The 25293-nt window shown below is 70.7% G+C and carries 18 protein-coding genes and 1 pseudogene; 17 read left to right on the top strand and 2 right to left on the bottom strand.

Annotation, left to right across the window (positions count from 1 at the left end; translation table 11 throughout):
* Positions 1 to 131 precede the first annotated feature (131 nt).
* From murD to recN, 11 genes are all read left to right on the top strand, one after another.
* The gene (gene murD / locus FHP25_RS20530) at positions 132 to 1523 is read left to right on the top strand and encodes a UDP-N-acetylmuramoyl-L-alanine--D-glutamate ligase (RefSeq protein WP_147848833.1); all 1392 of its coding nucleotides are present in this window, start codon (positions 132 to 134) and stop codon (positions 1521 to 1523) included.
* Complete coding sequence (locus tag FHP25_RS20525; RefSeq protein WP_147848832.1) at positions 1520 to 2647, top strand: FtsW/RodA/SpoVE family cell cycle protein; 1128 nt, start codon at positions 1520 to 1522, stop codon at positions 2645 to 2647. The genes murD and FHP25_RS20525 overlap by 4 nt, the downstream gene beginning before the upstream one ends.
* The gene (murG, locus tag FHP25_RS20520; RefSeq protein ID WP_147848831.1) at positions 2644 to 3924 is read left to right on the top strand and encodes an undecaprenyldiphospho-muramoylpentapeptide beta-N-acetylglucosaminyltransferase; all 1281 of its coding nucleotides are present in this window, start codon (positions 2644 to 2646) and stop codon (positions 3922 to 3924) included. Before FHP25_RS20525 ends, murG begins: the two co-directional genes overlap by 4 nt.
* Positions 3921 to 5387, top strand: coding sequence for a UDP-N-acetylmuramate--L-alanine ligase (murC, locus tag FHP25_RS20515; protein WP_147848830.1), 1467 nt, complete (start codon positions 3921 to 3923; stop codon positions 5385 to 5387). The genes murG and murC overlap by 4 nt, the downstream gene beginning before the upstream one ends.
* 5 nt (positions 5388 to 5392) lie before the next feature.
* Positions 5393 to 6337, top strand: coding sequence for a UDP-N-acetylmuramate dehydrogenase (gene murB / locus FHP25_RS20510; protein ID WP_231712413.1), 945 nt, complete (start codon positions 5393 to 5395; stop codon positions 6335 to 6337).
* A complete protein-coding gene (locus FHP25_RS20505) occupies positions 6334 to 7266 on the top strand; it encodes a D-alanine--D-alanine ligase (RefSeq protein ID WP_147848828.1) in 933 nt (310 codons plus the stop codon). Before murB ends, FHP25_RS20505 begins: the two co-directional genes overlap by 4 nt.
* Positions 7254 to 8330: a cell division protein FtsQ/DivIB gene (locus tag FHP25_RS20500; RefSeq protein WP_147848827.1), complete on the top strand. Its 1077-nt coding sequence runs from the start codon at positions 7254 to 7256 to the stop codon at positions 8328 to 8330. The genes FHP25_RS20505 and FHP25_RS20500 overlap by 13 nt, the downstream gene beginning before the upstream one ends.
* A 17-nt stretch (positions 8331 to 8347) precedes the next feature.
* On the top strand, positions 8348 to 9586 hold the full coding sequence (gene ftsA / locus FHP25_RS20495) for a cell division protein FtsA (protein ID WP_147848826.1): 1239 nt from the start codon (positions 8348 to 8350) through the stop codon (positions 9584 to 9586).
* A gap of 140 nt (positions 9587 to 9726) precedes the next feature.
* Positions 9727 to 11460, top strand: a complete 1734-nt coding sequence (ftsZ, locus tag FHP25_RS20490) for a cell division protein FtsZ (protein WP_147848825.1) — start codon at positions 9727 to 9729, stop codon at positions 11458 to 11460.
* Between the two features lie 162 nt (positions 11461 to 11622).
* Positions 11623 to 12471: an outer membrane protein assembly factor BamD gene (locus FHP25_RS20485; RefSeq protein ID WP_231712411.1), complete on the top strand. Its 849-nt coding sequence runs from the start codon at positions 11623 to 11625 to the stop codon at positions 12469 to 12471.
* 50 nt (positions 12472 to 12521) lie between these two features.
* Positions 12522 to 14216, top strand: a complete 1695-nt coding sequence (gene recN, locus FHP25_RS20480; RefSeq protein ID WP_147848823.1) for a DNA repair protein RecN — start codon at positions 12522 to 12524, stop codon at positions 14214 to 14216.
* Between the two features lie 78 nt (positions 14217 to 14294).
* On the opposite strand, the pseudogene FHP25_RS20475 reads toward recN, so the two are convergent.
* Both FHP25_RS20475 and FHP25_RS20470 read right to left on the bottom strand, forming a co-directional pair.
* A pseudogene (locus FHP25_RS20475) lies at positions 14295 to 14537 on the bottom strand (alpha/beta fold hydrolase); the annotation flags it as partial.
* A gap of 72 nt (positions 14538 to 14609) precedes the next feature.
* Positions 14610 to 14900 (bottom strand): hypothetical protein, encoded by a 291-nt coding sequence (locus FHP25_RS20470; RefSeq protein ID WP_178133658.1) that lies wholly within the window; start codon positions 14898 to 14900, stop codon positions 14610 to 14612.
* A gap of 270 nt (positions 14901 to 15170) precedes the next feature.
* Here FHP25_RS20470 and FHP25_RS40880 point away from each other — a divergent pair, with 270 nt between their 5' ends.
* The 6 genes from FHP25_RS40880 to FHP25_RS20440 all read left to right on the top strand — a co-directional run bounded on the left by FHP25_RS40880 (position 15171) and on the right by FHP25_RS20440 (position 25208).
* Complete coding sequence (locus FHP25_RS40880) at positions 15171 to 15560, top strand: poly(R)-hydroxyalkanoic acid synthase subunit PhaE (RefSeq protein WP_178133657.1); 390 nt, start codon at positions 15171 to 15173, stop codon at positions 15558 to 15560.
* The gene (locus tag FHP25_RS20460) at positions 15557 to 16639 is read left to right on the top strand and encodes an alpha/beta fold hydrolase (protein WP_147848820.1); all 1083 of its coding nucleotides are present in this window, start codon (positions 15557 to 15559) and stop codon (positions 16637 to 16639) included. Before FHP25_RS40880 ends, FHP25_RS20460 begins: the two co-directional genes overlap by 4 nt.
* Entirely contained in the window at positions 16636 to 17229 is a 594-nt protein-coding gene (locus tag FHP25_RS20455) for a GNAT family N-acetyltransferase (protein ID WP_218578476.1), read from the top strand. The genes FHP25_RS20460 and FHP25_RS20455 overlap by 4 nt, the downstream gene beginning before the upstream one ends.
* Before the next feature lie 100 nt (positions 17230 to 17329).
* Positions 17330 to 17869 carry an inorganic diphosphatase gene (ppa, locus tag FHP25_RS20450; RefSeq protein ID WP_147848818.1) on the top strand — a complete coding sequence of 180 codons (540 nt, stop codon included), beginning with the start codon at positions 17330 to 17332 and terminating at the stop codon, positions 17867 to 17869.
* Between the two features lie 162 nt (positions 17870 to 18031).
* On the top strand, positions 18032 to 20197 hold the full coding sequence (ligA, locus tag FHP25_RS20445; RefSeq protein WP_147848817.1) for an NAD-dependent DNA ligase LigA: 2166 nt from the start codon (positions 18032 to 18034) through the stop codon (positions 20195 to 20197).
* A gap of 130 nt (positions 20198 to 20327) precedes the next feature.
* A complete protein-coding gene (locus tag FHP25_RS20440) occupies positions 20328 to 25208 on the top strand; it encodes a DUF3320 domain-containing protein (RefSeq protein WP_147848816.1) in 4881 nt (1626 codons plus the stop codon).
* Positions 25209 to 25293: the final 85 nt, after the last annotated feature.

The raw sequence follows: 25293 nt of genomic DNA, 5'->3' as shown, positions 1-25293 counted from the left end.
GGGGAGGTGCCCCGAAGGGGCGGAGGGGAGCTGACGTGGTCTCAGTGACGAAGACCACGTGGGCTCCCCCTCCGGCCTTCGGCCACCTCCCCCACGGCGTGGGGGAGGGAAACGCGTTGAGGTAACTAGAAATGATCGACCTGTCGTCCTTGCAGGGAACGCGGTTTGCCGTGCTGGGGCTCGCGCGCAGCGGGCTGGCGGCGGCGCGCGCCCTGCAGGCGGCGCAGGTCGATGTCGTGGTCTGGGACGACGACGCCACGCGCCGTGCCCAGGCGCAGAGCCACGGCTTCGCGCTGGCAGACCCCGAGTCGCTGGACTGGCACCGCTGGGACGCGCTGGTGCTCAGCCCCGGCATCCCGCACACCTTTCCCAGGCCGCATCCGGCAGCGCTGGCGGCGCGTACCGCCGGCAAGCCGGTGATCGGCGACATCGAGCTGCTGGCCCGCAGCCGGCCGCTGGCGCGCGTCGTCGGCATCACTGGCACCAATGGCAAGTCGACGACGACGGCGCTGATCGGCCATATCCTGAAGAGCGCTGGCATCCAGCGCGATATCGGTGGCAATTTCGGGCCCGCCGCGCTCGACTTCCGGCCGCTGGGCCGCGACGGCGTCTACGTGCTGGAGCTGTCCTCCTTCCAGCTCGAGCTGGTGCAGAGCCTGCGCTGCAGCGTCGCGGTGTGGCTCAACATCACGCCCGACCATATCGATCGTCACGGCGATCTTGCCGGCTATGTCGCCGCCAAGCGCCATGTCTTCGACAACCAGCAGGAAGGCGACGTGGCCGTGGTCGGCATCGACGACGGGCCCTCGCGCCAGACTGCCGCCGGCCTGGCCGGCGGACCGGGCACCCTGCTGACCGTGACGGTCGGCGGCGCCGACGGCGCCGGCGTGTCGGTGCAGGGCGGCCGCCTGCGCGATGCCTGCACCGGCGCCGAGATCGACCTGAGGCCGATCAAGAACCTTCCCGGCGCCCACAACTGGCAGAACGCTGCCTGCGCCTATGCCGCCTGCCACGCGCTGGGCCTTCCGATCGCGGCGATCGCGCAGGGGCTGGCCACCTATCCCGGGCTGGCCCATCGCCAGGAGCGGGTCGCGGTGGTCGACGGCATCGTCTATATCAACGACAGCAAGGCAACCAACGCCGACGCCACGGAGAAGGCGCTGGCGGCCTACGACACCATCTATTGGCTGGTCGGCGGCACGCCGAAGGCGGAAGGCATCGTGCCACTGGAGCCGCTGTTCGGCCGCGTCGCGCATGCCTTCCTGATCGGCATCTCCAGCGACGCCTTCGCCGTCACACTGGAAGGCAAGATACCTTATACCCGCAGCGGCGATCTGAAGACGGCGTTGCAGCAGGCGCACGAAATGGCGCAGCGCGAGCGGCGGCGGGACGCCGTCGTGCTGCTGTCGCCGGCCTGCGCTTCCTACGACCAGTGGCCGAACTTCGAGGTGCGCGGCGATGCCTTCCGCACCCTGGCGCGGGCCCTGCCCGGTGCAACGGTCGAGACCGGAGGTGCCGCATGATCACAGTGCCGCGCAACGACAACTCGGTCGTCGGTCGCTGGTGGTGGACGGTCGACCGCTGGTCGCTGGGCGCCGTGCTGCTGATCATGGGCGTGGGCGTGATGCTGACCATGGCGGCGTCGCCGCCGGCGGCCGAGCGCATCGGTGCCGACTCGTTCCATTTCGTGCGCCGCCAGCTGCTGTTCCTGCCCGTTGCGCTCGCCGTCATGCTGGCCATCTCGCTGGCGCCGCCGCGCATGGTGCGGCGGCTGTCGCTGGTCGTGTTCGCGGTCGGCCTGGCGGCGCTTGCCGCCACGCTGGTGGTCGGCACCGAGATCAAGGGCGCGCGGCGATGGATATCGCTGCCCGGCTTCGGCACGGTGCAGCCCTCGGAGTTCGTCAAGCCCAGCCTGGCGGTGATCTCGGCCTGGCTGTTCGCGCAGAAGAAGCTCAATCCGCGCTTCCCCGGCTTCCTGCTGTCCACGGTGCTGTTCGCCGCCGTGCTGGGCATGCTGCTGATGCAGCCCGATCTCGGCATGTCGGTGGTGGTGACGGTGGTGTGGGCGGCGCAGTTCTTCCTCGCCGGCCTGCCGATCTGGCTGGCGGTGATGGGCACGGGCCTGGCCGCGGCCGGCCTCGTCGGCGCCTTTCTGACCTTCTCGCACGTGCAGGCCCGCATCGAGCGCTTCATCAATCCCGACGCCGGCGAGAATTACCAGGTCAACACCGCGCTTGAGGCGTTCATGAACGGCGGCCTGTTCGGGCGCGGGCCGGGCGAGGGCACGGTGAAGGCACAGCTGCCGGACGCGCACACGGACTTCGTGATGGCCGTGGCCGGCGAGGAGTTCGGGCTGATCGTCTGCCTGATCGTGCTGCTGTTGTTCGCCTTCATCACGTTGCGGTCGATGTCGCGCATCGCCAACGAGACCAGCCTGTTCATCATGCTGGCCGCGGCCGGGCTGGTGATCCAGTTCGGGCTGCAGGCTTTCATCAACATGGCCTCGACGGTGCAGCTCATGCCGGCCAAGGGCATGACCTTGCCGTTCATCTCCTATGGCGGCTCGTCGGCGGTGGCGATGGCGCTGGCGGTGGGCATGATGCTGGCGCTGACCCGCGAGCGCGCCGGTCTGGGGGAAGCGTCGTGAGCGCCTCCCGCCCCGTGATCCTGGCCGCCGGCGGCACCGGCGGCCACGTGTTTCCCGCCGAGTCCCTGGCCGGCGAGCTGGCGCGCCGTGGCGTGCCGCTGGCGCTGATCACGGATGATCGCGGCCACAAATGGCAGGGCGCGCTCGCTGCCTTGCCGGCGCATCGCGTCCGCGCCGGCAGCCCCGGTGCCGGCGGCATCGCCAACCGCATCGGCAATGTCGCGGCGCTGGGCGTCGGCGTGCTGCAGTCCTTCGCGCTGCTGGGTGGCCTGGCGCCGGCAGCCGTGGTCGGCTTCGGCGGCTACGCCAGCGTGCCGGCGATGCTGGCGGCGCGCCTGCGGCGCCTGCCCACCCTGGTGCACGAGCAGAACGCCGTGCTGGGCCGCGCCAACCGGCTGGTGGTGGGACGCCGCACCATGATCGCGACGGCCTTCGGCACGGTGCGTCACCTGGCCGCCGGCGATCCGCGCGTGCGGCTGGTGGGCAATCCCGTGCGCGATGCCGTGCGCGCGCTGCGCGATGCGCCCTACCAGGCGCCGACGCCGGACGGCGAGATCCGCATGGTGGTGATCGGCGGCAGCCAGGGCGCAGCCTCGTTCGGCATCGTCATCCCCGAGGCCATCGCGGCGCTGCCGGAAGCCCTGCGCCGGCGTCTGCAGCTGGTGCAGCAGTGCCGCGCCGAGGACCTGGCGCGCGTGCGCGCCTTCTACACCGAGCGCGGCATCGATGCCGAGTGCGCGACCTTCTTCTCCGACTTCCCGGCGCGACTGGCCGGGGCCCACCTCGTTGTCGCGAGGGCGGGAGCGTCGACGGTGGCCGAATTGACAACTTCCGGTCGGCCATCGGTCCTCGTCCCCTTCCCCCACGCAACAGAGGACCATCAACGCGCGAACGCCAAGGCGATCGACGAGGTGGGCGCTTCCATCCTGCTGCCGCACGAGCGCTTCACGGCCGAGGCGCTGCGGGCGCATCTCGAGACGCTGTTCGGTGCGCCCGACCGGCTGGCGGCGATGGCGGCCGCGGCGCGCGCCGCCGGCCGCCCCGATGCCGCCCGCGATCTGGCCGACCTGGTCGTCGACCTGATTGCGCGGCAGTCGTCGGCAGCACACCCCTACCTTCCCCCGGAGGGGGAAGGTGCCCCGAAGGGGCGGAAGGGGGATGCTCGATCCGAATCGATTTCTTCTGGAGACGTAGAATCCATACCGACATCCCCCTTCCGGCGCTCCGCGCCACCTTCCCCCTCCGGGGGAAGGAAAGAGACAGGAGCCGCCGCATGAGGGCCTTGCCGCTCAGCATCGGTCTTATCCACTTCGTCGGCATCGGCGGCATCGGCATGTCCGGCATCGCCGAGGTGCTGCACAACCTCGGCTACAAGGTCCAGGGCAGCGACGTCGCCGACAACGCCAACTGCAAACGGCTGGCGGCGCTGGGCATCCGCGTCGCGATCGGCCACCGCGCCGACAATCTGGGCAACGCCGAGGTCGTGGTCGTGTCGTCGGCGGTGAAGAAGGACAACCCCGAGGTGCTGGCGGCCCGCGCCCGCTTCGTGCCGGTGGTGCGGCGCGCCGAGATGCTGGGCGAGCTGATGCGCCTGAAATGGTCGGTCGCGGTCGGCGGCACCCATGGCAAGACCACCACGACCTCGATGGTGGCGACCCTGCTCGATGCCGCCCATATCGATCCGACGGTGATCAACGGCGGCATCATCAACGCCTACGGCACCAATGCGCGCCTGGGCGCCGGCGACTGGATGGTGGTCGAGTCCGATGAATCGGACGGCTCCTTCCTGCGCTTGCCCGCAACCATTGCCGTCGTCACCAACATCGACCCCGAGCACCTCGACCACTACGGCGATTTCGACAAGGTGCGCGACGCCTTCGTGACCTTCGTCGAGAACATCCCGTTCTACGGCTTCGCGGTGCTGTGCTTCGACCATCCCGAGGTGCAGGCGATCATCCCGCGCGTGTCGGACCGCCGCATCGTCACCTACGGCCTGGGCGCCAATGCCGATGTGCGCGCCGTCGACCTGCGGCTGGATCGCGACGGCGCCGATTTCGACGTCGTGGTCACCAACCGCGCCGCCAACGAGACACGCCTGATCCCGCGCATGCGGCTGCCGATGTTCGGCCAGCACAACGTGCAGAACGCGCTGGCCGCCATCGCGGTCGCGGTCGAGATGGGCATCGACGACGACACCATCCGCACCGGCCTGGCGAACTTCTCCGGCGTGAAGCGGCGCTTCACCAAGACCGGCGAGGCGCACGGCATCACCGTGATCGACGACTACGGCCACCACCCGGTCGAGATCGCCGCCGTGCTGCGGGCCGCGCGCCAGGCCTATGGCGGCTCCGGCCAGGTCATCACCGTCGTCCAGCCGCACCGCTTCACCCGACTGCGCGACCTGCGGGACGAGTTCGCGCGCTGCTTCGGCGATGCCGACCTGGTCATCGTGGCCGATGTCTATCCGGCCGGCGAGGCGCCGATCGCGGGCGTCGACAAGGAGATGCTGATCGGCGCCATCCAGCAGGCGGGCCATGCCCATGTCATGCCGCTGGCGGCGCCGGGCGAATTGCCGGAGCTGCTGTGGACGGTGGCGCGGCCTGGCGACGTCGTGATCTGCCTGGGCGCCGGCAGCATCTCGGGCTGGGCCTATGCGCTGCCCGACCAGATCCGGCAGCTGGCGCAGGAGCGGGCTGCGCCGCGCGTGGTCGCCATCACGCCCCCGGGCCGGCCGGCATGAGCGCCGTGGCGCGGACAACCCAGCACCTGATCGACCGCCTGCCGCCGGTGCGCGGCCGGCTGACGGCCAACGCGCCGTTGGCGTCGGTGACCTGGTTCCGCGCCGGCGGCCCGGCCGAGATTCTTTTCCGTCCTGCCGACCGCGACGACCTCGCGGCTTTCCTTGCCGGCACGCCGGACGACATCCCGGTCACGGTGCTGGGCGTCGCCTCCAACCTGCTGGTGCGCGACGGCGGCATCCCGGGCGTGGTCATCCGCCTGCTGCGCGGCTTCACCGACATCCGTGTCGAGGGCGAGCAGGTGTTCGCCGGCGCCGGCGCGCTCGACCTCAATGTGGCGCTGACGGCGCGCGACCACGGCCTGGCCGGGCTGGAGTTCCTGAGCGGCGTGCCGGGCACGATCGGCGGCGCGTTGCGCATGAACGCCGGCGCCTATGGCGGCGAGATGAAGGACGCGGTGGCGCATGCCGAGGCGCTCGACCGGAGCGGCCGGGCCTTGCGCCTGACGCCGGACGAGCTGGGCTTCACCTATCGCCACTGCGCCGTGCCCGAGTCGGTGATCTTCACCGGCGCCGTCTTGCGCGGCCGGCCGGGACGGGCGGAGGAGATCGGCGCGCGGATCGTCGAGATCGACCGGGCCCGCGGCGAGACCCAGCCGCGCAGCCGCACCGGCGGCTCGACCTTCACCAACCCGCCGGGCGACAAGGCCTGGCGGCTGATCGACGCCGCCGGCTGCCGCGGCTTGCGCATCGGCGGCGCGCAGGTGTCTGAGAAGCACTGCAATTTCCTGATCAACACGGGCGATGCCACCGCGCGCGATATCGAGGCGCTGGGCGAGGAGGTGCGCCGCCGCGTGCATGAGGCCTCCGGCGTCACGCTGCGCTGGGAGATCATGCGCATCGGCACGCCATGCGCCGGCGAGGCGCCGGTGACGCCGGGAGTGCCGTCATGAGCAAGTCAGTCGCGGTCCTGAAAGGTGGCTGGTCGCCCGAGCGCGACGTATCGCTGACCACAGGCCGCGCCTGCGCCGATGCCCTGCGCGAGGCCGGCTATGACGTCGTCGAGCTCGACGTGACGCGCGACCTGCGGTCGCTGGTCGACCTGCTGCGGCCGGCTGGCGGCGGCGGTCCCGACGTCGTGTTCAACGCCCTGCACGGCAAGTGGGGCGAGGACGGCTGCGTGCAGGGTGTGCTGGAGATCCTGGCGATTCCCTACACGCATTCCGGCGTGCTGGCCTCGGCCCTGGCGATGGACAAGCCGCGCGCGCGCCAGATGTTCACCGAGATCGGCCTGCGCTGCCCCGAAGGCGTGGTGGTGGAGCGGCGCGCGCTGCTGGGCGGCGATCCGATGCCGCGGCCCTATGTCGTGAAGCCCATCGACCAGGGCTCCAGCATCGGCGTGCACATCGTCGGTCCCGGCGACAACCTCGCCGCCGTCGAGGCGGCCGAGGCCAGGTTCGGCGATCGGGTCCTGGTCGAGCGCTTCGTGCCCGGCCGCGAGCTGACGGTGGCGGTGCTGGGCGATCGGCCGATCGCGGTGACCGAGCTGCGTCCGCGCGTGAAGTTCTACGACTACGAGGCCAAGTACACCGACGGTATCACCGAGCATCTCGTGCCGGCGCCGATCGCCCGGCCGGTCTACGACGAGGCCATGCGCTGGGCCCTGGCCGCGCACCAGGCGCTGGGCTGCGAGGGCCTCACGCGCGCCGATTTCCGCTGGGACGACAGCCTGCCGGGCACCGACGGCCTCAACATCCTGGAGATCAACACCCAGCCCGGCATGACGCCGCTGTCGCTGGCCCCCGAGCAGGCCAAGTGGTCGGGCCTGCCGTTTCCCCAGCTCATGCGCTGGATGGTGGAGCACGCGCGATGTCCGGCGTGAGCCCCGTCCACGGCCGCGACATCGATGTCCGCCCGCGGCGCGGCAGCGGCCGGCGGCCGGGATCGCCGCGGCCTGGCTCGGCGCGCCCGGCCACGCGCAAGGCGGCACGTAACAAGCGCCGCCTGGATGTGCCGTGGCGCGGCGCCGTCATCCTGGGGTTGCTGGTGGGCGTGCTGGGCGGCGGCGCCATCGGCGGCTACGCGCTGTGGCGCAGCGGTCATGTCGAGAACCTGCAGAACTGGGTGTCGTCGTGGGGCGATCGCGTCAGTGCCTTCGCGCCATTCCCGCTGCAGGACATCACCGTCGAGGGCCGCCGGCACGTCACCCAGGACGCCATCCTGAAGTCGCTCGATGTGCGCCGCGGCCAGTCGCTGCTGTCCGTCGACCTGCACGCCGCGCGCCTGCGTCTTGAGCAGATCGAGTGGGTCGAGCACGCTGCCGTCGAGCGCCGCTGGCCCGACACCATCCACGTCACCTTGCGTGAGCGCAGCGCCGTCGCCCTGTGGCAGACCGAGGTCGTGCAGGCCAACGGCAAGCGCACGACCGAGTACGTGCTGATCGACCGGCTGGGCCGCAAGGTGCGCTCCATCGATCCGGCCGAGTCGCAGATCCGGCTGGTGGTGGCCGGCGAAGGCGCGCCCGAGCATCTGGCCGAGCTGCTGCTGCTGCTGCAGGACGCCAAGCCGATCCGCGATCGCATGCGCGCTGCCGTCTATGTCGGGCAGCGGCGCTGGAACCTGACACTGGAAGAGGGGATCACGATCAAGCTGCCGGCCGACGATGCCGGCGCCGCGCTGCAGCGCCTGCTGGCGCTGGACAAGAGCGATCGTCTGCTGGCGCGCGACCTTTCTATCGTCGACCTGCGTCTTCCTGGTATGCTCATCCTGCGTCGTCGCGGTCTGCCGGATCCCCTGCAGGCCGTCGCCGACCGTCCGCCGGCGCGGGTCGATCCGCCGCCGGCAGCCGCCGGCGCGAAACCGGCGGCAGCTTCGGCGAAGCCGGCGACGGCCAAGCCCAACGAAAGTGCCCGAAAGGCCGCACCGGGGGGCGGTGGCCAAAGATAGAGAGTGGAGTGCGTACCGTGGCAAAAGCAAGAAACGGGATTGTTGCGGCGCTCGATATCGGAACGAGCAAGGTCGTCTGTTTTGTCGCGCGCGTCGACGGGGCTGGGTTGCGCGTGATCGGCATCGGGCATCACGCCGCGGCAGGACTGCGCTCCGGCAACATCGTCGACATGGAGCAGGCGACGCGGGCGATCTCGTCGGCCGTCAGCGCCGCCGAGGAGATGTGCGGCGAGACCATCCGCGAGGTGATCGTCGGCGTCGGCGGGGGGCAGCCGGCATCGCACAACCAGACGCTGGAGGTGCAGGTCGGCCATCACGAGATCGGCGAGCGCGACGTGCGCCGGCTGCTGTCGCAGATTCATCTGCCGGCCGAGACGTCGGACCGCGACCTTATCCACACCCTGCCCATCGGCTACCAGATCGACGGCAGCCAGGTGATCGAGCCGCGCGGCATGTATGGCGAGCGGCTGGGGGTCGATGTCCATTTGGTGACCGCGGCCACCGGCGCCATGCGCAACCTCGCGGTGTGCATCAAGCGCGCCCATCTCGACATCGCCGACCGGGTCGCGACGCCCTATGCCGCCGGCCTCGCCACGCTGGTGCCCGACGAGCGCAAGCTGGGCGCGACGCTGGTCGACATGGGCGGCGGCACCACCTCGATCGCGGTCTTCTACGAAGACTACCTCGTGCATGTCGATTCGATCCCGATCGGCGGCAGCCACGTCACCAGCGACATCGCGCGCGGCCTGTCGACGCCGATCGCCGACGCCGAGCGGATGAAGACGCTGATCGGCCGCGCCCGCGCCCGGCCCAACGACGAATACGACATCATCGACGTGCCGCTGATCGGCGAGCACGAGCGCACGACGCCCAACCACGTGCCGCGCTCGATCCTTGTCGGCATCATCCGGCCGCGCATCGAGGAGACCTTCGAGCTGGTGCGCAGCCGGCTGGAAGCGAGCGGCATCGGGCGGCTCGCCGGCGGCCGCGCCGTGCTGGTGGGCGGTGCCAGCCAGCTCGACGGGCTGCCGGAGATCGCCAGCGAGATCCTCAACAAGAAGGTCCGCCTCGGCGGGCCGCTGCGCATGGCGGGTCTGGCCGAGTCGCTGGCCGGGCCGCCCTTCGCCGGCTGCGCCGGCCTGCTGATCCATGCGGCGCAGCAGGTCCAGGCGGTGAGCCAGGCGCAAAATCCACCGGCGGAAGTGCCGGCCAGCCGCTTCGGCCGAATTGGCAGTTGGATACGGGATAATTTTTAGTCTAGAATCTGTATCGGGACTGGCAATCCCTAACGGCCTCGTAAAACAAGGGCCGGTGTCGTCGAAGATCTCCAACCAATCGAGGGATCGCGGCGGCTCCGACGCAGATAACCCCCTCGTCTTCGCCTGGAGATATGCCAATGACAATCAGCCTGTCGCTCCCACAGTCGGAGTCCGACCTCAAGCCACGCATCACCGTCATCGGCGTCGGTGGGGCCGGCGGCAACGCCGTCAACAACATGATCTCGTCGTCGCTGGAGGGCGTCGAGTTCGTCGTCGCCAACACCGACGCGCAGGCGCTCGGCCAGTCGCTGGCCGACCGCCGCATCCAGCTCGGCATCAGCATCACCCAGGGCCTGGGCGCCGGCGCGCGGCCGGGAGTGGGCAAGCAGGCCGCCGAGGAGGCGCTGCCCGAGCTGATGAAGGCGCTCGAAGGCTCCAACATGGTGTTCGTCACCGCCGGCATGGGCGGCGGCACGGGCACCGGTGCGGCGCCGGTGATCGCCCAGGCGGCGCGCGACCAGGGCATCCTCACGGTCGGCGTGGTGACCAAGCCGTTCCACTTCGAGGGTCGCCGGCGCATGGCGATGGCCGACGACGGCATCATCGAGCTCGAGAAGTTCGTCGACACGCTGATCATCATTCCCAACCAGAACCTGTTCAAGATCGCCAACGAGAAGACGACGTTCGCCGACGCCTTCAAGATGGCGGATGATGTGCTCTACTCGGGCGTGCGCGGCGTCACCGACCTGATGGTGATGCCCGGCCTGATCAACCTCGACTTTGCCGACATCCGCACCGTGATGGGCGAGATGGGCAAGGCGATGATGGGGACTGGCGAGGCCGAAGGCTCCGACCGCGCCAAGGCGGCGGCCGAGGCGGCGATCTCCAACCCGCTGCTCGAGGACTCCTCGATGAAGGGCGCCAAGGGTGTGCTGATCAACATCACCGGCGGGCTCGACATGACCCTGCTGGAGGTCGACGAGGCCGCCAACCGCATCCGCGAGGAAGTCGACCCCGACGCCGACATCATCTTCGGCTCGACCTTCGACGCCGGCATGCAGGGCCGCATGCGCGTGTCGGTGGTTGCCACCGGCATCTCGGCGGCGGTCATGCACCAGCCCGAGCCGAAGTATCTCACCATCGACCGGCCCAACCTGCCGACCGGCCAGCCGCACCTGCAGCAGCGCGTGGCACGCCCGGTGGGGGGCACGCCGGTGATGGCGCCCATGGCGGCCTATGCGCCGGCGCCGGCGCCGATGCCGGTGGCCGCGGCCCCGGCTCCCGCTCCGGTCGAAGCTGCGCCCGTGGTGGCAGCCGCGCCACCGCCGCCGGTGGCAGCGGTCGAGCCGGTCGCGGCTGTGGCCGAAGCGCCGGCGCTTGCCGTGTATGAAGAGCCCATGGCCGCCGCGCCAGCGCCGGCACCGCATCACGAAGGCGAGCTGCCGCTGGTCCAGCCGGCGGCGGCGGTCGCAGCTGCGCCGGCCGTTGCCGCGGTCCCGCCCGCGGCGCGGGCGCCGTCCCAGCACGATTGGCGCCTGTCGACACGGCCGACGCCGGTATCGCGCCCGGCGGCGGCGGCGGCAGCAACGGCGGCGTCGCGGAGCGAGGCAGCCCGCAGCCCCAATATCTTCCAGCGCATCACCGGGCTGGTGGGCGGCGGCCGTCCGCCGGGACCGGCGGCGGCGCTGCAGGTCGAGCCGGTGATCGGCACGCGCCCGGCCGACCCACCGGCCCCGGCGCCCACGCCGCTGCGTCCGGTGGCCTCGGCGCAGCCCAAGATCGCCGGCCTCGATTCGGCCGACCGCGCCAAGGCGGCCCGCGACGAGGACGATCTGCAGATTCCGGCTTTCTTGCGGCGCCAGGCCAACTGACCGTTGGTGTTTCTCCACAAGACGAGACTCGGGGGCCGCAAGGTCCCCGATTTTTTGCGCCTTCCGCCCGACGACGCGCGGGCAGCGGAGGCATAGCCTGCTTCCCCCTCATGGTATAAACCGCTACACCCGTCGCGCTGCCGATCCCTGGAGAGCCGGTCCATGATGATGTCGTACGCCCCGATCCGAACCGCCATGCGAGCCTGTCGGGCGGCCGTGCTCGGGGCAGCGTGCGCGCTGGCATTGGTGGCGTGCAGCAGCAAGGACGACGACGACAAGGCCTATGTCGAGCAGCCGGTCGAGAAGCTGTACAACAACGCCCTCGATTCGCTGGGGGCGGGTGAGTACAAGACCGCGGCCAAGGGGTTCGAGGAGGTCGACCGCCAGCACCCGTACTCGGTGTGGGCGACCAAGGCGCAGCTCATGGCCGCCTTCTCGTACTACCAGGCCAACAAGTACGACGACGCCATCCTGGCGCTGGACCGCTTCATCCAGCTCCATCCCGGCCATCGTGATGTCGCCTACGCCTATTACCTGAAGGCGCTGTGCTACTACGAGCAGATCGCCGATGTCGGCCGCGACCAGCGCATCACCGAGCAGGCGCTGAACGCGCTGGCCGAGGTGACGAAGCGCTTCCCCGAGACCGCCTATGCCCGCGACGCCCGCCTCAAGGTCGACCTCGCCATCGACCATCTCGGCGGCAAGGAGATGGATGTCGGCCGCTTCTACCAGTCGCAGCGCCAGTATGTCGGCGCGATCAACCGTTACCGGCAGGTGATCGAGCGCTACCAGACCACCACGCACACGCCCGAGGCGCTGCATCGGCTGGTCGAGTGCTACCTGGCGCTGGGTGTGCACGACGAAGCCCAGACGGCCGCCGCCGTGCTGGGCCACAACTACCCGGGCAGCGACTGGTACGCCGACTCCTACTACCTGCTGGAAGGCGTCGACCTGCGGCCCGAGCGGCACGAGGGCTCATGGCTGAATCGGATGTGGAAATCGGTTTTCTGAGAGCAGCCTTCTTCCCGCGCAGGCGGGGAGAAGGGGAGTAGCGTGCTGCGATGCTGCTCGGCCTTTCCATCCGCGACTTCGTCCTGATCGAGAAGCTCGATCTGGCCTTCCCCGTGCCGGGCAAGCCGGGCACGGCGTCCGGCCTGGGCGTGCTGACGGGCGAGACCGGCGCCGGCAAGTCGATCCTGCTCGACGCCTTCAGCCTGTCGCTGGGCGGCCGCGCCGGCAGCGGCATCGTGCGGCCGGGCGCGGCCCAGGCCGTGGTCGGCGCCGAGTTCTCGCTGGCCGACGACCACCCCGCGCACGCGATCCTGGCCGAGCAGGGCATCGTCGACGAAGGCGCCACCTTGCTCCTGCGCCGCCTGGTGGGGGCCGACGGCCGCGGCCGCGCTTTCGTCAACGACCAGCCCGCCTCGATCGGCCTGCTGAAGCGGCTGGGCGAGACCCTGGTCGAGATCCAGGGTCAGTTCGAGCAGCACGGCCTGCTGGTGCCGGTGAACCACCGCGCCACGCTCGATGCCTTCGGCGGCCTCGGTGCCGATGCGGCCAAGGTCGAGGCGGCGTGGAACGCCTGGCGCACGGCCGAGGCGGCGCGCCGGGCGGCAGAAGCTGCCTTCGAGCAGGCGCGCCGCGAGGAAGAGTATCTGCGTCATGCCGTGGCCGAGCTGGAGAAGCTCGCGCCCAAGGCCGACGACGAGGACCGGCTGGCTGCCGAGCGCCAGCTGCTGCGCCACGGCGCGGCGGTGGGCGAGGCCGTGGTCGCGGCCCTGGCCGAGCTGGAGAACGACAAGGGCGGCGCAGCGGCGCTGCGCCACGCCCACCGCCTGGTCGAGCGGCAGGCGGCGCCGGCCGGTGGCCGGCTCGACGCGGCGCTGTCGGCGCTGGAGCGCGCGCTGTCGGAGGCGACCGAGGCCGCGGCCCAGCTCGAGCAGGCGCGCGATGCGCTGGATGCCGATCCGGCACGGCTGGAGAAGATCGAGGAGCGCCTGTTCGCCTTGCGCGCCGCCGCGCGCAAGCACGGCACGACGGTGGGCGGCCTGGCCGGCCTGCGCGAGCGCATGGCCGAGCAGCTTGCCGCGCTCGACGACGGCGATGCGCGCCAGCGCGCGCTGGCGGCGCAAGCGACGCAGGCGCGCGAGGCGTTCGTCGCGGCGGCGCGGGCGCTGTCGGCGGGGCGGGCCAAGGCCGCCACCAGGCTCGACAGGACGGTGAGCGCCGAGCTGCCGCCGCTGAAGCTGGAGCGCGCCAGGTTCGTCACGCGGCTGGAGGCGCAGGCCGACAAGGATTGGGGCAGCCACGGCACCGACCGCGTCGAGTTCCTGGTCGCCACCAATCCCGGCATGGCGCCGGGCCCGATCGGCAAGATCGCCTCGGGCGGCGAGCTGTCGCGTTTCATGCTGGCGCTGAAGCTGGCGCTGGCCAAGGTCGGCGATGCGCGCACCCTGGTCTTCGACGAGGTCGACAGCGGCATCGGCGGCGCGACCGCGGCCGCGGTCGGCGATCGCCTGCGCCGGTTGGCGAGGTCGCTGCAGGTGCTGGTGGTGACCCATTCGCCGCAGGTCGCGGCGCTGGCCGACCATCACTGGCTGATCCGCAAGACCACCGGCCGGGCCAAGGCCGCCAGCGAGGTCCTGGCGCTCGACCGCGCCGCTCGCCTGGAGGAGGTGGCTCGCATGCTGTCCGGCGCCGCCATCACCGATGCCGCCCGCGCCGCCGCCAGGCAGCTGATGACCGCGGGCAAGTAGCGCCGCCTCTCAGACAACCTTGTCGAGGAACGCGCGTACCGCGCCATTGAACAGCGCTGGGCGCTGCAGCGGCGCGAAATGGCTGACTCCGGGCAGCAGCACCACGCGGTAGCCGGCGTCGACCAGCGCCGGGACCTGATGGCCCCAGTTGCCGCTATGCCCCAGGCCGCCATGCAGCAGGACGACGGCAGGGCCTGTGCCGTAGGTGGCGTGCCAGATGCGCGCGCCGTCATCCTCGACATGGCCTTGATCGCCGGCGCCAGGCAGCGGTGGCGCCCCGTGCATTGCGAAATTCATGAGATCGTCGTCGTGCGAATCCATGTCCGCTTCTCAGGATGAAGGCCGTGCCTGGCCTGCGAAGGCAGGACCGATGGCGCCGGCCGGTGCTGGGTATCACAGGCGCTTCAAGGCCTCGAGCGTGCGCTGCAGGCCGTCCTCGGCGATCTCCAGCGAGATCATCTCCTCGCTGTCGTCGGCGCCCAGCGCCATGGTGATCGGAAGGTCCGACGTCCGCGCCAGGTCGTGCACGGCTGACCTCGCGAGCTGCACCTGCTTGAGCGCCAGTGTCAGCGACGCGATATCCCAGGCGGCGCTGCGCTCCAGGTGCTCGGCGCCGCCATGGCGGTCGGCGTATCTGTCGCGCACAAGCTCGGCAAGCTCGGCGGGAGAAAGGTCTTGGGGCATGGAATGGCAACGCCTCCTGTCGAGGGACTCGTTGCGCCAAGCCGGGGGTACAAGCGCGCGATCAAGCCCTTGTGGGAAGACCCTTTTTGTTCTCCTAGCAATACGCACCACGCTGGACGCTGTCTGGCCTTTGACACGAGGACGCCCGGCGCGCCGTTCTGCCGACATCCGGTTGGCATTTTTTGCGCCGCAGGTCGGTGGTCGCCCGGGGAGATTCTGCTACTGTCGTCGAAAATGACGCGTTTGTTGCAAGCGGAAGGGAGGGGCGCCGTGACATCCACCAAGGAAACAGACCCCTTTGGCACCTGGCGCCAGCTGCTCAGCAGCTGGGAGTCGAACACCAACGACCTGGCCAAGCGCATGATGGAGTCGGAGGATTTCCGCCGCACGATGAACCAGGCCACCGGCGCGTCGGTCAACGCCCAGGCGGCGCTGACGCAGGCGATGGAGCGCCAGCTCAACGCCATGAACCTGCCGAGCCGGTCGCAGCTCGCCAACATGGGCGAGCGCCTGCAGGCGATCGAGGCCCAGCTGAGCGAGATCAAGGCGCTGCTCTACCAGGTCCACCAGGGCACGGCGGCCGCAGGCCGCGCCACGGCGATGCCGCGGCCGCCGCGCACCCGGCGGCCGCCCGGCACCTCGGGGGGAGCGCCGTCATGACCGGCGCGGCGCAGCCGACGGCGGCCTCGGTCGCCGATCGCATCCAGACCGAGGTGCAGCGCGCGATCCAGCGCAGCATCAAGGGCGTCGAGTACTTTGCCTCGCGGGCGCCGGTCCTGGGCTCCACGCCCAAGGACGTGATCCACGCCCGCGGCACGATGAAGCTCTACCATTACCGTCCGCTGGCCGACGAGCTCTACCGCGTGCCGGTCCTGATCGTGATGGCCACCACGAACCGGGGCTACATCCTCGACCTGACGCCGGGGCAGAGCTTCGTCGAGTTCCTGCTGAAGCGCGGCTTCGACGTCTACATGCTGGATTGGACCGCGCCCACGCCCGAGGAGAAGGGCCTGCGGATGGAGGACTACGTCCTCGGATTCATCCCCGACTGCATCCGCCACATCCAGCAGGACAGCGGCGAGCCCGATGTCAGCCTGGTCGGATACTGCTTCGGCGGCGTGCTGTCGCTGCTCTATGCCTCGATCTTCCCCGAGGGGCCGCTGAAGAACCTGGTGTGCTTCACGACGCCGATCGACTTCCGCGAGATGACACTGTTCCAGAGCTTTTCCGACCGTCGCTACTTCGACGTCGACCGGCTGGTCGACGGCGTCGGCAACTTGCCGCCGGAGATGATCTTCAGTTCCTTCGAGATGCTGCGGCCGGCGACGCGCACCGCCGGTCAGGTGCAGCTCTGGGAGAACATCTGGAACGACGAGTACGTGAAGTCGTACCGCATGCTCGATCGCTGGGGGACCGACACGCTGCCGCTCGCCGGCGAGTACTTCCGGCAGATCATCAAGGATCTGATGTGGGACAACCGCCTCTTCAACGGCACCATGTCGGTCGGCGGCCACCCGGCGGATCTGGCCGGGATCAAGGCGCCGATCCTGCATGCGGTCGCCGAGCATGACCACATCGTGCCCTACGAGGCGGCGAGGCATCTGATCGCCCGCGTCGGCTCGGCCGACAAGGAGGAGGTCATCCTCAAGGGCGGGCATGTCAGCCTGGTCGCGGGCGCCAACGCCGTGAAGCGCCTATGGCCGAAAGTCGATTCCTGGCTGAGCGGGCGGTCCCTATGAGCGCGAACGAAACCCGAAGCTATCCGCGTGTCGTGGCGACCGAGGCCGGCGACATCACGTTCCGCCACATGACGGCGGCGGACGAAGCGGCGGTGCTCGCGTTCGCACGCGCGCTTCCGGTTCACGATCTGCTGTTCCTGCCGCGCAACATCAGCGAGCCGAAGGTGCTCGGCGCCTGGATCAAGGAGATCGGCCGCGGCTCGATCGTCAGCCTGCTGGCCGTCATGGACGGCCGGGTGGTGGGATGCGGCACCATCGTGCGCGATCCGCATTCGTGGTCGCCGCATGTCGGCGAGATCCGCATGGTGGTGGCGGCTGACCTGCGCGGGCGCGGCGTCGGGCGGGCGCTGTCGCAGGAGACCTTCGCGCTGGCGCTGGGCTCGGGGCTCGAGAAGCTCACGGCGCAGATGACCGTCGACCAGACCGGCGCCATCGCGCTGTTCGAGAGCCTCGGCTTCCGCGGCGAGGCCCTGCTGCACGACCATGTCCGTGACAGCACCGGCCGCACGCACGACATCGTCGTGCTGGGCCACAACGTGGCGCAGGTGCGCGCCCGGCTGGAGGCCTACGGCCTGCCCGACGCGGTCTGACGCGGGAAAAACCCACATGCAGCGGCCGTGCGGGACCGCGCGGACGCTTTGCCCACGCCCGTTGTAAGGCTATGTTGCCCGCAACAACGATGGAGTCCCCATGCGCCTGGAAGAGATCCCCTTCGGCGCCAATCCGCCGGTCGAGGTCAATGTCGTGGTCGAGGTGCCGATTGGCGGCGAGCCGATCAAGTACGAGCTGGACAAGAAGTCCGGCACGCTGGTCGTGGACCGCTTCCTCTATACGCCCATGCGCTATCCCGGGAACTACGGCTTCATCCCGCACACCTTGTGCGGCGACGGCGATCCCTGCGACGTGCTGATCGCCAACACACGGCCGATCGTGGCCGGGGCCGTGATGTCGGTGCGCCCCGTCGGCGTCCTGAGGATGACCGACGAGGCGGGCAGCGACGAGAAGATCGTGGCCGTGCCGGCGCCGCGGCTGACCCAGCGCTACGACCATATCCGCACCTGCACCGATCTGCCGGCCATCACCCTGCGCCAGATCGAGCACTTCTTCTCCCACTACAAGGACCTCGAGCCCGGCAAGTGGGTGCGGCACGACGGCTGGGGCGATGTCGAGGAGGCCCACCGCATCATCCTCGAGGCGCATGACCGTGCCCAGCGTCAGGGGAAGGCCTGATCGCCTTATGCTTCCCTGTCATCCCGAGCGTAGCGAGGGATCTCCTGCGAGCGACGCGCTGTGCGAGAAGCACGCTGTCTTCCCGCATCGCAATGTCCTACTTATGTTCTCTCTCGCCTGCCGGCATGACGGCGGCGGCCGGGACCACGTTCGGAGCGCAGCATGGCGCGGCAGGCGAAAGTCGTTGAGAAGATCGCGGTGGCCGACCTGACGCAGCGTCAGGCCAAGGCGGAGCTGGCGCGGCTGGGCGCCGAGATCGCGCATCATGATACGCTCTATCACCAGAAGGATGCGCCCGAGATCTCCGATGCGGCCTACGACGCCCTGCGCCGGCGGCTGGGCGACATCGAGGCGCGCTTCCCCGACCTGCTCACGGGCGAGAGCTCGTCGCGCAAGGTCGGCGCGGCGCCGGCGCGCGGCTTCGCCAAGGTGCGGCATGCCGTGCCCATGCTGTCGCTGGACAACGCCTTCGCCGACCAGGACATCACCGATTTCCTCGACCGCGTGCGCCGCTATCTCGCGCGCGAGACCGATATCGCCGAGGACACGCCGATCGCCCTGGTGTGCGAGCCCAAGATCGATGGCCTGTCGCTGTCGATCCGCTACGAGAACGGCGAGCTGGTGCGCGCCGCCACCCGCGGCGACGGCACCGAAGGCGAGGACGTCACGGCCAACGTGCGCACGCTTGCCGACGTGCCCAAGAAGCTGAAGGGCAAGGCGCCGGACAAGCTCGACGTGCGCGGCGAGGTCTACATGTCGCGCGACGCATTCCTGAAGCTTAACGAGCGCCAGGCCGCGGCCGGCGAGAAGGTCTTCGCCAATCCGCGCAACAGCGCCGCCGGCTCGCTGCGCCAGCTCGACCCGACGATCACTTCAAGCCGGCCGCTGGCCTTCTTCGCCTATGCCTGGGGCGAGGCCGAGCCGCGCCTGTGGAAGACCCAGCACGAGTTCCTGGAGCGCCTGCAGGCCTGGGGCTTCAAGGTCAATCCGGAGGCGAAGCTGGTCGACACGCCGGAGAAGGCGCTGGAGGTCTACCGCGACATCGGCCTGCGCCGCGCCAGGCTGCCCTATGACATCGACGGCATCGTCTACAAGGTCGACCGCATCGACTGGCAGGAGACCCTGGGCTTCGTCAGCCGCTCGCCGCGCTGGGCCATCGCGCACAAGTTCCCGGCCGAGCGGGCGCAGACGGTGCTGCGCGACATCCTGATCCAGGTCGGGCGTTCGGGCGCGCTGACGCCGGTCGCCGACCTGGAGCCGATCACCGTCGGCGGCGTGGTCGTGTCGCGCGCAACCCTGCACAATGCCGACGAGATCGAGCGCCTCGACGTGCGTCTGGGCGACACCATCGAGATCCAGCGCGCCGGCGACGTGATCCCGCAGGTGCTCGGCGTGGTGGAGGCGGCGCGGCCCAAGGGCGCCAAGCCGTTCAAGTTCCCGACGCATTGTCCCTGTCCGTTGAAGACCGAGGTCGTGCGCGAGGAGGACGGCGTCGTGCGGCGCTGCTCGGGCGGGCTCGAGTGCCCGTTCCAGCAGGTCGAGCGGCTGCGCTACTTCGTGTCGCGCCACACCTTCGACATCGAGGGGCTGGGCGGCACCCATATCGAGAACTTCTGGCGTGACGGCCTGCTGAAGACGCCGGCCGACCTCTTCAGGCTCAAGGACAAGGCGGACGAGATTCGCAAGCGCGAGGGCTGGGGCGAGCAGTCGGTGCGCAACCTGCTGGACGCTATCGAGGCGCGCCGCGCCATCAGCCTGGATCGTTTCATCAACGCGCTGGGCATCCCGACGATCGGCGAGTCCACGGCCAAGGCCCTGGCGCGCGAGTACGGCGACGTGAGGACGTGGCTGGACGAGATGCTGAAGGCCGGCGAGGAGCGCGCCGCCAACGAGGCGCCGACCAAGAAGGAGAAGGCCGCCGCCGAGATCGGCCAGGCCTATGGTCGCCTGTGCAACGTCACCGATATCGGCGTCACCACGGCCGACAAGATCGCGGTGTTCTTCCGCGAAGGCCACAACGTCGACATCATCCGCAAGCTGCTGGACGAGGTCGAGGTGCAGGCCTTCCGCAGCGCGCGCGTGGTCACGGATTCGCCCTTCAGCGGCAAGACCATGGTGTTCACCGGCACGCTTGCCGCCATGAGCCGCGAGGAGGCCGAGGCCAAGGCCGAGGCGCTGGGCGCCAAGACCACCGGCTCGGTCTCGAAGAAGACCGACTTCGTCGTGGTCGGCGCCGACGCCGGCTCCAAGGCCAAGAAGGCCGCCGAGCTCGGCGTCAAGACACTCACCGAGGACGAATGGCTGCAGATGAGCGGTGAGGGGACGTGACGGTGAGTATTGCAGGGAGCGCACCACTCCAGTGGCGCACCGGCCCGAAGGGCCGGCTCTTTTGCGGCGCTGCTCATGATCCGGCGCTGCGCGCCGGTGCGCCACTGGAGTGGCGCGCTCCCGGCAAAGCATGACCGCCGACATCGCCGCCGAGCTGCGCCGCGCGCGCCAGTCGCTGCTCGACCTCAGCACGGCCAATCGCCTGCTCAGCCTGCCCAAGCCGGGTGGCACGGCGCGGGTCGTGGCGGTGCACGACGAGAAGGCGGCCGAGGTCTTCCGCCTGCTGGTCGCCGAGAAGCGGGCGCTGAGCTTCCTGCCCGATCCGGCCCAGACCCAGGCCGAGGCGTCGCGCCGCAAGCGCCGGGCGGATGACGGCGGCACGCTGGCGCTTCCCGCGCCCGAGGCGGCTGCCGCGGTCGAGCCGGACGTCGACCCCGATGGCAGCGCGCTGGCGCAGCCCGATGACGACGACGAGGCGGATGCCGATGGCATCGCCGCCCGGCATCGCGACATGCGCCTGCACACGGCGCTGTCGTCGGAGCGGCTGCAGAAGCGGCTGTTCGATCTTGCCTACGACGCCCGCCTGCTGATCGAGGAGCAGGGCGTCAACATCCTCTATTTCGCGATCGGGGTGCTGCGCTGGCGCGAGGTCGAGGCATCGGATATCGAGCGCCGCGCGCCCTTGCTGCTGGTGCCGGTGCGGCTGGAGCGCAAGGGCGCCGGCAGCCGTTTCGCCATGGCCTGGACCGAGGACGAGATCGTCGAGAACATCTCGCTGCGCGCCCGGCTGCGGAACGACCACGGCATCGCGCTGCCCGAGCTGCCGCCCGTCGAGGAGCTCGATCTTGCCGCCCATGTCGCTGCCGTCGCCGCTGCCGTCGCCGGCCAGGAGGGCTGGTCCGTGGCTGCGGACGAGATGGTGCTGGGCCTGTTCTCGTTCGCCAAGTACCTGATGTATCGCGACCTCGATGCCGACAACTGGCCCGAGGCGGCGCCGCTCGACCGGCATCCGTTCGTCGCCGCCCTGCTGGGCGCGGGCTTTCCCGCCGCCGAGCCGAGCTTCGCCGGCGAGGACCGCATCGACATCGAGCTGACGCCGGAACGGCTGGCGCATGTCGTCGATGCCGACAGCTCGCAGACCATCGCCATCGAGCGCGCGCGCCGCGGCGAAAGCCTGGTGGTGCAAGGCCCGCCCGGCACCGGCAAGTCGCAGACCATCGCCAACGTCATCGCATCAGCCCTGCGCGATGGCCGCAGCGTGCTGTTCGTCGCCGAGAAGATGGCGGCCCTGGATGTGGTGAAGCGCCGGCTCGATTCAGTGCATGTCGGCGACGCCTGCCTGGAGCTGCACAGCCACAAGGCCAACAAGCGCGCCGTGCTGGCGGAGCTGAAGCGCACGCTGGAGCTTGGCCGTCCCGACGGCGCGGCCGATCAGGGCTTCTTCGAACGCCTGCAGGCGGTCCGCGTCGAGCTCAACGCCCTGCCGGCGGCGCTGAACGAGCCGCAGGCGCCATCGGGGCTGTCGCCGCACGTGGTGATGGGGCATCTGCTGCGGTTGCGCGATCACGCTGCCGCCTGCCGCGACACAACGCTGCCCGGTGCCGAAGGCTGGACGAAGCAGCAGAAGGCCGACGCCGACGGCATTGTCGGCGATCTCGCGGCCCGCATCGCCGGCATGGGCGCGCCCGGGCAGCATGCCTGGCGCGGCGTCGAGCGTGCCGACCTGATTGCCAGCGACCGCACCCATCTCGTGGCCGATATCGGCGCGGCGCAAGCGGCGCTGGCGCAGCTGCGCGCCGCGGCCGATGCGCTGGCGGCCATGCTCGGCCAGCCGTCGCCGGTCGCGCTGTCGGATGTCGCGCGGCTGGCCGCGATCGCGGCGGCGGTCGGCGCCGCGCCCGATCCCGATCCGGCGGCGGTCGCGTCGCCCGCCTGGCACGACGCGATGCCCGCGATCGGCGCGCTGATCGACGCCGGCCAGGGCCATGCGCAGGCTGTGCGCACGGTGGATGGCCGGGCCCATGACGCGGCGTGGTCGACCGATCTTGGAGCCGCGCGCCAGGCCATCGCCCGCGCCGGCCATCCGCTGCTGGCCTTCCTGTTCGACGGCGCCTATCGCCGCGGCTTGCGCGAGCTGGCATCGGTGCTGAAGGACAAGCCGCCCGCCGCCAAGGCGGATCGGCTGGCGCTGATCGATGCGCTCTCCGCCGGGCGTGCGGCGCTGGCCGCGCTCGCGCGCGACGACCGCACCGGCGCGGCGGCATTCGGTGCGCTGTGGGCTGGCGCGCGCAGCGATTGGGCCCGGCTGGCCGCGATCCACGCCTGGGTACGGGGGCATGCCGTGCAGGGCCTGCCGCCGGATTTCCGCGCCGTCTACGCCGCGCTGCCCGACCGGGGCGCGGCCGTGGCGCTGGGTGGGAAGGTCGAGGCGGCGCGCGAAGCGGCCATGGGCGCGATCGACGGCCTGGTCGCGCGCCTGCGGCTCGACCTGCAGCGTGCCTTCGCGACGGCGTCGCTGCCGTCCGTGCCGCTGGCCGAGCTGGCGGCGCGGCTGGCGGCCTGGCAGCAGGATCCGGAAGGCCTCGAGGTCTGGCGCGGCTACCGGGCGCAGGAGCACCGCGCCATCGCCTTCGGGCTGGGGGACGTCGTGGCGCGCCTGGCGTCCGGCGTGCTGGCGCCGGCGGACGCGGCCGACGTCTTCGATCACCTCTACTACGACACGCTGATCCGTGATTTCCGGCAGCGCCTGCCGGTGCTGGCCGCGTTTGACGGCGATGTGCATGACGCGCGCATTGCCGCCTTCCGCGCCGCCGACCTCAGGCGCATCGACCTGGCGCAGCTCGAGGCGGCAACGGCGCATTATCGCGCCGTGCCGCGCGAGGCCGGCGGCATCGGGCCGCTGGGCATCGTGCGCCGCGAGATCGAGAAGAAGTCGCGCCACCTGCCGATCCGGCGGCTGATGCAGGAGGCGGGGCCCGCGGTGCAGGCGATCAAGCCGGTGTTCATGATGAGCCCGCTGTCGGTGGCGCAGTTCCTGCCGCCGGGGGCGCTGTCGTTCGACCTGCTGGTGGTCGACGAGGCCTCCCAGGTCGAGCCGGTCGATGCGCTGGGCGCGATCGCGCGCTGCCGGCAGATCGTCGTGGTCGGCGATCAGCGGCAGCTGCCGCCGACGCGCTTCTTCGCGCGGGCGCTGGAAAGCGGCTCGGCCGATGATGACAGCGGCAGCAGCACCGCCGACCTGGAGAGCGTGCTGGGCCTGTGCGTCGCCCAGGGCGTGCCGTCGACCATGCTGCGCTGGCACTACCGCAGCCGGCATCAGTCGCTGATCGCGGTGTCGAACAAGCAGTTCTACGACAGCCGCCTGTTCATCGTGCCCAGCCCCTATGCCCAGGCCGGCGGCCGCGGCCTGGTGTTCCGCCATCTGCCGCACGGCGTCTACGATCGCGGCGGCGCGCGCGACAACAGGATCGAGGCCAAGGCGGTGGCCGCTGCCGTGATCGCCCATGCACGCGCCATGCCCGGCAAGTCGCTGGGCGTGGGCACCTTCTCGATCGCGCAGCGGCGGGCCGTGCTGGACGAGCTGGAGCTGCTGCGGCGGCAGGACCCCGACGTCGAGCCCTTCTTCGCGACCGGCGGGCCGGAGCCGTTCTTCGTGAAGAACCTCGAGAACATCCAGGGTGACGAGCGCGACGTGATCCTGATCTCGGTGGGCTACGGCCGCGACAAGGACGGCTACCTCGCGATGGCGTTCGGCCCGCTCAACGCCGAGGGCGGGGAGCGGCGGCTGAACGTCCTGATCACTCGCGCCAAGGAACGGCTGGAGCTGTTCAGCGCCATCCGCGCCGACGACATCGACCTGGAACGGGCGCGCAGCGCCGGCGTCGTCGCCTTCAAGCTGTTCCTGCAGTACGCCGAGCGCGGCGTGCTCGACGTGGCGCAGCCCAGCCGGCGCGACGTCGAATCGCCGTTCGAGGAAGCGGTGCTGCACGCCCTGCGGCGCGAGGGCTACGAGGTCCATCCGCAGGTCGGCATCGCCGGCTTCTTCATCGATCTCGCCGTCGTCGATCCGCATGTGCCGGGCCGCTACCTGCTGGGCATCGAATGCGATGGCGCAGCCTATCATTCGTCGCGCTCGGCGCGTGATCGCGACCGGCTGCGGCAGCTCGTGCTGGAGCGGCACGGCTGGATCCTGCATCGCATATGGAGCCAGGACTGGTGGCAGCGTCCCGAGGCGCAGCTGCGCCGCCTCGTCGCGCGGCTGGAGGAGCTCAAAGCCGCGTCGGCGGCGGAGCTGGCCGAGCAGCGCGAGGCGCAGGCAGCGGCCGCCGCCGGCGCGGCCGGCGCCGCCGCTGTCGACGCTGCCGCTGTCGACGCGGGGCGGCAGATCGTGGTGCTGGATCGCGATGCCGCATCGCCGCCGCGCCTGCGCCGGGTCATGGAGGCGCAAGCCGACGCAGCGGCCTCGGCCTATGTCGAGAGCGCCTTCGCGGTGCCGGCAATCGACCTGGTCGACGCGCCGCCGTCGCGCTTGGCCGACTGCGTGGCGCAGATCATCACGACCGAGGGGCCGATCGCGCGCGAAGAGATCGTGACCCGGCTGCGGACGCTCTGGGGCTACCAGCGCGCCGGCGCAGCCATCCGCGCCGCGGTCGAGGCGGCGATCGCCGCCGTGCAGCGCGCGGGCGGCTGCGCGACCGAGGGCGACTTCGTATGGCGGGCCGATCAGCCGATCCGCATCCGCGACCGCCGCAACGTACGGCAGGAGTCGCTGCGGCGTGCCGAGAGCCTGCCGCCGCCGGAGCTGCGCGAAGCTGTCCTCGCGATCATCGACCGCAGCCTCGGCGCCGCCGATGCCGAGCTGCCCCGCGCCGTGGCGGCGCTTCTGGGCGCCGCCGCGGCCTCCGCCGCCTTCAAGGACGCCATCGCCGCCGCCGTCGCGCGGCTGTCGGCGGATGGCCATATCGAACGGCACGGCGATTTCTGGCGGCGACGGCCGGCAGTTGCCGATTGATGTGAAAGTCGATCGAACGGACCTCACTGTCATCCCGAGCGCAGCGAGAGATCTCCTGCGAATGGCGCACGGTGCGTCACTCGCG

This window comes from Vineibacter terrae (genome assembly GCF_008039615.1).
In the GTDB taxonomy this organism is placed as follows: domain Bacteria; phylum Pseudomonadota; class Alphaproteobacteria; order Reyranellales; family Reyranellaceae; genus Vineibacter; species Vineibacter terrae.
This window is presented reverse-complemented; position numbering and strand designations above follow the sequence as displayed.

Coding starts and splice junctions, on each gene's coding strand:
- recN (WP_147848823.1), top strand. CDS start 12,522: ATGCTGCTCGGCCTTTCCATCCGCGACTTCGTCCTGATCGAGAAGCTC.
- FHP25_RS20500 (WP_147848827.1), top strand. CDS start 7,254: ATGTCCGGCGTGAGCCCCGTCCACGGCCGCGACATCGATGTCCGCCCG.
- murD (WP_147848833.1), top strand. CDS start 132: ATGATCGACCTGTCGTCCTTGCAGGGAACGCGGTTTGCCGTGCTGGGG.
- FHP25_RS20470 (WP_178133658.1), bottom strand. CDS start 14,900: ATGCCCCAAGACCTTTCTCCCGCCGAGCTTGCCGAGCTTGTGCGCGAC.
- FHP25_RS20455 (WP_218578476.1), top strand. CDS start 16,636: ATGAGCGCGAACGAAACCCGAAGCTATCCGCGTGTCGTGGCGACCGAG.
- FHP25_RS20485 (WP_231712411.1), top strand. CDS start 11,623: ATGATGATGTCGTACGCCCCGATCCGAACCGCCATGCGAGCCTGTCGG.
- ppa (WP_147848818.1), top strand. CDS start 17,330: ATGCGCCTGGAAGAGATCCCCTTCGGCGCCAATCCGCCGGTCGAGGTC.
- murC (WP_147848830.1), top strand. CDS start 3,921: ATGAGGGCCTTGCCGCTCAGCATCGGTCTTATCCACTTCGTCGGCATC.
- FHP25_RS20525 (WP_147848832.1), top strand. CDS start 1,520: ATGATCACAGTGCCGCGCAACGACAACTCGGTCGTCGGTCGCTGGTGG.
- ligA (WP_147848817.1), top strand. CDS start 18,032: ATGGCGCGGCAGGCGAAAGTCGTTGAGAAGATCGCGGTGGCCGACCTG.
- ftsZ (WP_147848825.1), top strand. CDS start 9,727: ATGACAATCAGCCTGTCGCTCCCACAGTCGGAGTCCGACCTCAAGCCA.
- FHP25_RS20440 (WP_147848816.1), top strand. CDS start 20,328: ATGACCGCCGACATCGCCGCCGAGCTGCGCCGCGCGCGCCAGTCGCTG.
- FHP25_RS20460 (WP_147848820.1), top strand. CDS start 15,557: ATGACCGGCGCGGCGCAGCCGACGGCGGCCTCGGTCGCCGATCGCATC.
- FHP25_RS20505 (WP_147848828.1), top strand. CDS start 6,334: ATGAGCAAGTCAGTCGCGGTCCTGAAAGGTGGCTGGTCGCCCGAGCGC.